Source organism: Staphylococcus sp. 231237_7MaSpsaltlick, assembly GCF_043107035.1.
The window spans coordinates 652,800-661,070 of record NZ_JBICNX010000001.1; the positions used below are offsets into that span (position 1 = coordinate 652,800).

Here is an 8,271-nt window from a genome sequence, read left to right on the forward strand (position 1 = left end):
GATTTATTTTCCATTGTTCCCCTGATAGCTATATATACTACTTAATAAACCTACACATAATATGGAAGCTGCAAAAATTAGCGATGCATTGTAATCCCCTGATTCACCAATTAATATACCTGAGAGTGCTGGTGCAATCATTTGTCCTAAACTGTAAATCACTGTTAATAAAGCTACCAAGTTCACTTTATGGTTACCTTGAAACATAAGTGTTTGTGCTTTAGACATGAATAATGTTGTTAACCCAAGGAATGTTGCTCCAAAAAATAGAGAACTAATTATTAAGCTCACTACATGCCCTGAAAAGACAGGTAGTATCACAGCAATGATTTGTAGTACAAATGCAAAATATATAGCTTTCGCATGCCCTACCTTATTTGCCATAATAGACCATAAAATCGTAGAAGGAACAGCACCTAAACCTACAAACATCCAACTTAACGCTGCATAATCCGCTAATCCTGGTATTGATTTAACGATGGCTACTAAGAATGTCCCTGTAATAATGTAACCAGCGCCTTCACAAAAATAGGCGATTGAAAATCCCCAAATAAATTTTTTCTTCACTTTAATTGTTTCGGTTTGTTCAATATTTTTTGATTTGAAATTTTTATTTTCGTTATTGTGATTTTCGTGCATACCAAATATAACAATAATCCCTATCATTAAAGAAAAAATGCCTAGTGATATCCAAGTAAGCTTCCATGTGCTCGCTGTAGTAAATAAGAAAATAAAGATACTACTTGTAAAAATACCTAAACCTACGCCACTATATAACAGACCTGAGATGCCATCTTTTCTCGCTACTCTTAAAGCTTCAAGCGTTACATTCGATGCTAAAACAAAAACTGTACCGCTTGTTATTCCAGAAACCAAACGCAAAATACACCATAGTTGAAAATTATCAGAAAGCCCCATCATTAAAGTCGAAATAATATTTATAAATAAATAAATTTTCAAATCTGTAACCTTACTAAACATAACAATCCATATAGGAACCATGGCGCCTATCAAGTAACCTAGATAATTAATCGTAGCTAATAAACCAGCACTTCGATCATCTAGGCCCCCTGTTTGCTGCATAAATGGCAAAATAGGTGTATATGCAAAACGTCCAATCGCCATCACTATAAATAAACAAATCATCCCCAATAAAAGTTGTCGATAAGCGTGTTGCATCTTCTTCACACCTTTTCGTTTTAGTAATTCCATTATACGCTTAAATTACATATTTACACTTATCAAATTTCTAAAGTATATAAATCATGTTGATACCCTTTTAATTTTGAAATATTAAGTATAGAATAGATTTTATTCGTATTTTCAATTTTCTGAATATTTTAATTAGGAGGTATCGATATGAAACAACAAAATGTACTTTGGAAAGATTGGAGACTACATGGCATTGTATTAATTATTATGATTATTTCTGAAGTAATTGGTGCACATAAAATACCTTTAGGGATAACTTCAATCCTTTTATTACCAGTTGTTTATGCAGTGTTACTCGGATTAGGAGTTTATTTCACGCCCATCATCGGTAAAAAACAAGCTAAAAATTCTGAACCAATGGTATTTATTTCAGTAGCACTGCTCATAGCAAAATTTGGTGTAGAAGCAGGGCCTGCATTACCTAAAATCATTGCAGCTGGGCCTGCTTTAATATTACAAGAAGCCGGCAATTTAGCTACAATTATTATTTCATTACCATTAGCTATATTATTAGGTTTACGGCGTGAGTCTATAGGGATGACTCATTCAATCGGTAGAGAACCTAATTTAGCGCTGATTACCGAAAAATATGGCATCTCTTCCCCCGAATGGCGAGGTGTGATGTCTATGTACATATTTGGAACCATTTTTGGGGCGATATTTTTTAGTATCTTTTCTGGCATTTTAGTTTCCATTTTACCATTTAGTCCAATTGCTTTTGCCATGGCTACAGGAGTAGGTAGTGGCGTAATGACTGCAGCTGCTCTGGGACCTTTAGTCGAAATGTATCCTGACCAAGCTAGTACAATTACCGCATTTTCTGGCGTAAGTAATCTTCTAACGTCAGTGACGGGACTTTATGTTGGTATTTTAATTGCTCTACCTTTAACCCGAAAATATTATAACTTGATTATGCACGTTAAATCAAAAATCACAAAAGATAAGGAGTGACTATGATGTCTTCAAAAGTTACAAATTGGATTCTCACCTTATGTATAGTAGGAATTATTTCACTTTTTAGTAATTGGATTGGCTATAGCGTCATGCCTATTGATGCAACACCGGGCATTCTTGCTTTAATGGGTATTGCCTTATTAGGTTTGATTTTACGTGATATCGTGCCTTTAAACATACCAAGTATTGCTTATATTGGCATATTAGGTTTAATCATCACTATCCCTGGGGTTCCTGGATCCTCACGTATTGTCGAATGGACTGAAAAAGTAGATTTACTATCATTAGCCACACCAGTTGTTGCATACGCAGGCGTTTCAATAGGGAATTCATGGGCTGATTTTGCCAAGTTAGGGTGGAAAACCATTGTTGTAGGTATTGTTATTTTGCTCAGTACATATATCGGTTCTGCGCTCGTAGCAGAAATTGTATTAAAAATTCAAGGTCTAGCTTAAGAAACTACAAATAACCCCCAGCTTAAAATAAGTTAACTGGGGGCTTTAATATTAAACATAATAAAGGAACTAAATATAATAGATAAACACACAAAAATTTAATAAAAACAAGACGATTGCTGGCATCGCTTTTGTAACTGGATCTTTACCCAAAAGAATATGTGACAATGCTCCAGCCAACATAGTTAACCCTATTAATACACTAGCAAATATTGCCAACGAGCCATAAAAAACACCAATTAACATTGCTATACCACCAATAAACTCAAACGCTCCAGTAATTTTATTGAAAATAGGTGGGTAACCAAATCGCGCAAACTCTTGTTTCATCTCACCAGAAAATATTTTAAAGCCTGTCATGATAAAGAATAAACCTAGAATTACTTGTAATATTAAGATAATAATTCCCATACAAAATTCCTCCTTTAATCGTTTTCTATCGACTTACTAAACCAGATATAATATAAGGTGTAACACGTTTAATATAAGCTTCGGCTGAAAGATCGCTAAAACTTTCACACCATTTTTCAGAAGCTCTATAAATACTTGCACTTAACATACTAGCTGCTAATTGACGTGTATGTTCATCCTCAAAGCCCGCTTCAGACAATAACCTCAACAACACCCGCTCAATATGTTCTTGGATAATATTCCCAATAGTTTCAGGGTAACTTCTATGGCATCTTCGACTTAAAGATAACTGAAATTCTGATACTATTTTAAAAATGTATGTAAGCGTTGCTTCGTCTATACTCTTTTGATCAAAATACTCATAATTCAAATCAATTAATAATTCTTCTGCAAGCGCTTTGTCTAACAAATCATATATATCACTAAAATGGTAATAAAATGTAGCCCTATTGATAAGCGCCTCTTGAGTAATATCTTTTACTGTTATATTTTTAAAATCTTTTTCATCAGACAACTTAATAAAAGCTTGCATGATAGATTTTCTAGTTTTGGTTACACGTAAGTCTGATTTTGATTGTACCATTCGATGACCTCATTTCCCTTCAACAATGAATTATGGATGTTGAATACCCAACATTATTGACAAGTTGTTGGTATTTATAAATCGTATTACTGCTTATTATAAAACTATATTGATTTTAATTAAACTTTGGAGGTCAAATTATGGAGAAAAATATGGTATGCGATATTTATTCAGGAGTCTGTAAACCTAGTAATGAAAATGAAATTGAAACAATTAACTTAAACATAGAAACGTCTAAACAGACTTTATATTATATCACCGATCCTATGTGTTCTCATTGTTGGGCATTTGAGCCAACTTTAAATAAATTATTAGTACAGTATGGGCATTTATTTAATTTTCAAATGGTTATGGGAGGCCTATTAGAAAAATGGGGAGAAGGTCCAATTGATCCAGCAAATGGCATTTTCAAACCAGCAGATGTTAGCCCACACTGGCAAGAAGTAGGACAATATTCACGTATGCCGATTGATGGAACAATAATGGAAATAGATCCCGTTCAATCCTCATATCCAGCATCACGTATTTATAAAGCAATTCAATATCTAGACTCACCTATAGCTGCAATAACATTTATTAGATTAGTTAGGGAAGCTGTATTTGTTTTCAACAAAAATATTTCTGATAAAAATGTACTCAAATCACTGCTACAACTATTTTATAAAAATGAAAAAACAAGTCGTATAGAAGACATTTTAGCTTTATCAGATAATGACAAAGGAAAACAATTACTGCTTGAAGATTTTGATTTAGTTCATAAATTAGGGGTTCGAGGTTTTCCAACTATAGTGCTATTAAATCACGATAACCATGGCACTAAAATTGTAGGCGCCAGAGAACTCAACGTATATATAGATACACTTAAAAATTTAAATAAATCTATGAAAATCGAGCCTAAACCTTTACCAGATTTATCATTATATTTACAATCTCATCCGAGGTTATTTTCTAAAGAAATTGAAGTAATGTATGATTTAAAAAAAGAAGATGTTCCAAAATTTGTACAACAATATTTAAATGGTTCTAATTATATTACTCAAAATATACTAGGAGAAAACTATTATGAAAGTGCTTCAAATTAACATATCGTAATTTTTATCTAATCAAAAAGGGAAACAACCAAAATCAACTATTTAATCTTGATGTTTCCCTATTTTGCCATTGAGTATTTTATTTTAATATGGACTAATTATGCTTTTTAATGGCCATATGTTTTATAGCCCCTAACTATATATTCAAATATTCATCGTAATCAAATGTTTCAATGTTATTGGTAACCACAACACTTGTATCAAGTTTAAATTTAAGATATCTGCTTACTTCACAAACGGCGTTAACTTGTAAATTCTCAATTTCATTCATCTCGAGTAGTATAAAACGAAGTGCTTCTGAGTGATAATTAGATTGAGCTAGCAATTTCTTAATATTTTCTAATAATAACGCTTTATAATTAACACCAGAAATAGCAACTACTCTTGAATTAATTGGTTCTTTATTTTTATTTCTTAAATAGAATAATGTGTTCCCTCTACTATACTGAATAATAATAAACATAATAAGTTCCCCAATCTTAACGTTATATTATTTATTATTATACTTTACACATTTAACACAATTTGTAAACAAAATAAATTAAATTTACAACAACTTTTTAGAACAACCCCGTTGGGTTCGTATCGTAACTAACCAATAAATTTTTAGTTTGTTGATAATGCTCTAACATCATTAAATGATTTTCTCGTCCTATACCACTCATTTTATAACCACCAAAAGCAGCATGTGCCGGATAAGAATGATAATTATTAACCCACACTCTACCAGCTTGGATACCTCTACCAGCGCGATATGCTATGTTCTGATTTCTTGTCCAAATACCAGCGCCTAAGCCATAAATTGTATCATTTGCCATAGCTAATGCTTCATCATTATCTTTGAATGTTGCTACCGATAATACCGGTCCAAAAATCTCTTCTTGGAAAACACGCATATTCTGATTACCTTTAAAAATAGTAGGTTCAATATAATAACCGTTTTTTAAGTTCTCATTTTCTTGCCTTACATTACCACCCACAAGTATTTCTGCACCTTCATCTTTACCAATATCTAAGTATTTCTTAATTTTTTCTTGTTGTTCGTTAGATGTCTGTGCCCCTACCATTGTTGTATCATCTAAAGGATTTCCTAGTTTTATTTTGTTAACTTTATCAATACATAATTTTATAAATTCATCATAAATATCTTCATGGATTAATGCTCTAGAAGGGCATGTACAAACTTCACCTTGATTTAATGCAAACATAACTAATCCTTCTACTGCCTTATCTAAGAATTCATCGTCTTCATCCATAATATCCTTATAAAATATATTTGGTGATTTGCCTCCTAATTCGAGAGTTACTGGTATGACATTATCACTGGCATTCTTCATAATAATCTTACCTGTTGTTGTTTCACCAGTAAAAGCGACTTTATTAATCTCTTTATGTGTAGCCAGTGCTTCACCAGTCTCATTGCCAAATCCATTTACGACATTTATTAATCCTTTTGGTAAAATGTCTTCAATTATTTCAACAAAATGTAGAATAGACACAGGTGTTTGTTCCGCTGGCTTAAGAACGACAGCATTTCCAGTCACTATAGCAGGAGCAATTTTCCAAGTTGCCATAAGTAATGGGAAATTCCATGGAATAATTTGGCCAATGACTCCTAATGGTTCTTTATAATGATAAGCTACTGTATCATTATCTATTTGTGAAATACCACCCTCTTCTGCACGTATCACACCTGCAAAATATCTAAAATGATCTACAACTAACGGTAAGTCTGCAGCAAGTGTCTCTCTAACAGGTTTACCATTATCAAAAGTTTCGATAACTGCTAAGTATTCTAAATTCTCTTCTACACGATCCGCAATATCTAATAAAAGTTGTGACCTTTCAGCTAATGACTTTTTCCCCCACTCAACCTGTGCTTTTTTAGCAGCTTTTACTGCTAAATCGACATCTTTTTGTGAAGACCTAGGTACTTTTGCGTAATTATCGCCAGTAATCGGGGAAATATTATCAAAATATTCGCCTTCTTGTGGTTCTGTCCAACTTCCATCAATAAAGTTACTATATCGCTCTTTAACTTTGTATTTTGCATTACTTTCATTTGGATTTGTATAAATCATATAAATACCTCCTTTATATTGTCATATACCCCTCAAAATTTTATGTAAGCGCTTAAATTTATAACTGTAAAAGAACAATTCTTTGATGGTTGGCCACAGCAGTTAAACTTTTATTTAATCTTTTTCGGTACTTTCTTATGTATAAAAATAGAAGCTAGGACGTAACTTTGTCCTAGCCTCTATAAGTAATCACTTTCTGTAATACTTTATTTGAAACGTCTATTTTTCATCTTCTTTTTTTCTACGACGTTTAGCAAATAGTAATAATGCACCTAATCCTGCAAACAATGAACCAAATAATGTACCATTGCGTATTTCTTCCTCACCTGTTTCAGGTAATTCTGATTGTTTATTTTCTTTATTATCTTTTGATTTGTTGTTTTCCATAACGTTAGAACTCTTATTTGAATCTTCTACTTGTGATTCATTAGAGTTGCTATTATCTGTGTTGTGGCTAGCATTTGATGAATTTGAACCTACGACCGGATTTTCTCCTATACCTGAGTTTTCTCCTGCGCCTGGATTTTCTCCTGTGCCTGGATTTTCTCCTGTGCCTGGATTTTCTCCTGTGCCTGGATTTTCTCCTGTATCTGGATTTTCTCCTGTATCTGGATTTTCTCCTGTGCCTGGATTTTCTCCTGTATCTGGATTTTCTCCTGTATCTGGATTTTCTCCTGTATCTGGATTTTCTCCTGTATCTGGATTTTCTCCTGTGCCTGGATTTTCTCCTGTGCCTGGATTTTCTCCTGTACCTGGATTTTCTCCTGTGCCTGGATTTTCTCCTGTGCCTGGATTTTCTCCTGTACCTGGATTTTCTTTTGTACCAGTTACATTTGTATTTGTAGGTTCTGAAGTATTGCCCTCTTTATCCGTGGCAGTCACTATGATAGTATCTCCATCATTTAAGTCTACATTTGATGGAATTTCTACTGTATAGTTGCCTTGATCATCCGCTGTACCTGTTGCTGTTGTACCGTCTGGGAACGTTACTGTTATCGTTGAGCCTGGTTCTGCTGTTCCGCTAACTGTTGTGTCTTCGCTTGTTACTTCGTTCACCGTTGGTGCTTCTGGTGCTGTTGTGTCAGTAACTGTTGTCGTCGCTTCTTCGGATGTGTTGCCATCTTTATCTTTAGAAGTAACTACAAGCTCTTCTCCACCATTCAAGTCTACATTTGATGGAATTTCTACTGTGTAGTTCCCTTGGTCATCCGCTGTACCTGTTGCTGTTGTTCCGTCTGGGAATGTTACGGTTACTGTTGAACCTGGTTCCGCTGTTCCTTTGACTTGTGTATCTTCACTTGTTACTTCATTCACCGTTGGTGCTTTTGGTGCTGTTGTGTCAGTAACTGTTGTCGTTGCTTCTTCGGATGTGTTGCCATCTTTATCTTTAGAAGTAACTACAAGCTCTTCTCCACCATTCAAGTCTACATTTGATGGAATTTCTACTGTGTAGTTCCCTTGGTCATCCGCTGTACCTGTTGCTG

General features: G+C 33.8%; 9 protein-coding genes. 3 read left to right on the forward strand and 6 right to left on the reverse strand.

Annotated elements, in window-relative coordinates; genetic code table 11:
• Positions 1 to 3 precede the first annotated feature (3 nt).
• A complete protein-coding gene (locus ACF91D_RS03160; protein ID WP_327621018.1) occupies positions 4 to 1,179 on the reverse strand; it encodes a YbfB/YjiJ family MFS transporter in 1,176 nt (391 codons plus the stop codon).
• A gap of 180 nt (positions 1,180 to 1,359) precedes the next feature.
• Here ACF91D_RS03160 and ACF91D_RS03165 point away from each other — a divergent pair, with 180 nt between their 5' ends.
• Together ACF91D_RS03165 and ACF91D_RS03170 are read left to right on the forward strand one after the other, a co-directional pair.
• Positions 1,360 to 2,163 (forward strand): DUF3100 domain-containing protein, encoded by an 804-nt coding sequence (locus ACF91D_RS03165; protein ID WP_039067555.1) that lies wholly within the window; start codon positions 1,360 to 1,362, stop codon positions 2,161 to 2,163.
• 5 nt (positions 2,164 to 2,168) lie between these two features.
• Entirely contained in the window at positions 2,169 to 2,621 is a 453-nt protein-coding gene (locus ACF91D_RS03170; protein ID WP_208181905.1) for a hypothetical protein, read from the forward strand.
• Positions 2,622 to 2,690: 69 nt separating this feature from the next.
• Here the strand turns inward: ACF91D_RS03170 and ACF91D_RS03175 are convergent, their stop codons facing one another.
• Both ACF91D_RS03175 and ACF91D_RS03180 read right to left on the reverse strand, forming a co-directional pair.
• Positions 2,691 to 3,032, reverse strand: coding sequence for a DoxX family protein (locus tag ACF91D_RS03175; protein WP_039067557.1), 342 nt, complete (start codon positions 3,030 to 3,032; stop codon positions 2,691 to 2,693).
• A 25-nt stretch (positions 3,033 to 3,057) separates the two neighbouring features.
• Complete coding sequence (locus tag ACF91D_RS03180) at positions 3,058 to 3,615, reverse strand: TetR/AcrR family transcriptional regulator (RefSeq protein WP_327621015.1); 558 nt, start codon at positions 3,613 to 3,615, stop codon at positions 3,058 to 3,060.
• 140 nt (positions 3,616 to 3,755) lie between these two features.
• Here ACF91D_RS03180 and ACF91D_RS03185 point away from each other — a divergent pair, with 140 nt between their 5' ends.
• Entirely contained in the window at positions 3,756 to 4,697 is a 942-nt protein-coding gene (locus tag ACF91D_RS03185) for a DsbA family protein (RefSeq protein ID WP_182475834.1), read from the forward strand.
• A gap of 145 nt (positions 4,698 to 4,842) precedes the next feature.
• Here ACF91D_RS03185 and ACF91D_RS03190 read toward each other — a convergent pair whose 3' ends face one another.
• The 3 genes from ACF91D_RS03190 to ACF91D_RS03200 all read right to left on the reverse strand — a co-directional run.
• Positions 4,843 to 5,169, reverse strand: a complete 327-nt coding sequence (locus ACF91D_RS03190; RefSeq protein WP_039067560.1) for a hypothetical protein — start codon at positions 5,167 to 5,169, stop codon at positions 4,843 to 4,845.
• A gap of 97 nt (positions 5,170 to 5,266) precedes the next feature.
• A complete protein-coding gene (gene exaC, locus ACF91D_RS03195; RefSeq protein WP_069793234.1) occupies positions 5,267 to 6,787 on the reverse strand; it encodes an acetaldehyde dehydrogenase ExaC in 1,521 nt (506 codons plus the stop codon).
• A 219-nt stretch (positions 6,788 to 7,006) separates the two neighbouring features.
• Positions 7,007 to 8,271, reverse strand: a 1,265-nt coding sequence (locus tag ACF91D_RS03200) for an Ig-like domain-containing protein (protein ID WP_327621016.1), incomplete at its 5' end; no start/stop codon positions are given.

What these genes read in the sequence shown, in the direction of transcription:
- ACF91D_RS03180 (WP_327621015.1), bottom strand. Translation starts at nt 3,615, where the DNA reads ATGGTACAATCAAAATCAGACTTACGTGTAACCAAAACTAGAAAATCT.
- ACF91D_RS03160 (WP_327621018.1), bottom strand. Translation starts at nt 1,179, where the DNA reads ATGCAACACGCTTATCGACAACTTTTATTGGGGATGATTTGTTTATTT.
- exaC (WP_069793234.1), bottom strand. Translation starts at nt 6,787, where the DNA reads ATGATTTATACAAATCCAAATGAAAGTAATGCAAAATACAAAGTTAAA.
- ACF91D_RS03170 (WP_208181905.1), top strand. Translation starts at nt 2,169, where the DNA reads ATGTCTTCAAAAGTTACAAATTGGATTCTCACCTTATGTATAGTAGGA.
- ACF91D_RS03175 (WP_039067557.1), bottom strand. Translation starts at nt 3,032, where the DNA reads ATGGGAATTATTATCTTAATATTACAAGTAATTCTAGGTTTATTCTTT.
- ACF91D_RS03165 (WP_039067555.1), top strand. Translation starts at nt 1,360, where the DNA reads ATGAAACAACAAAATGTACTTTGGAAAGATTGGAGACTACATGGCATT.
- ACF91D_RS03185 (WP_182475834.1), top strand. Translation starts at nt 3,756, where the DNA reads ATGGAGAAAAATATGGTATGCGATATTTATTCAGGAGTCTGTAAACCT.
- ACF91D_RS03190 (WP_039067560.1), bottom strand. Translation starts at nt 5,169, where the DNA reads ATGTTTATTATTATTCAGTATAGTAGAGGGAACACATTATTCTATTTA.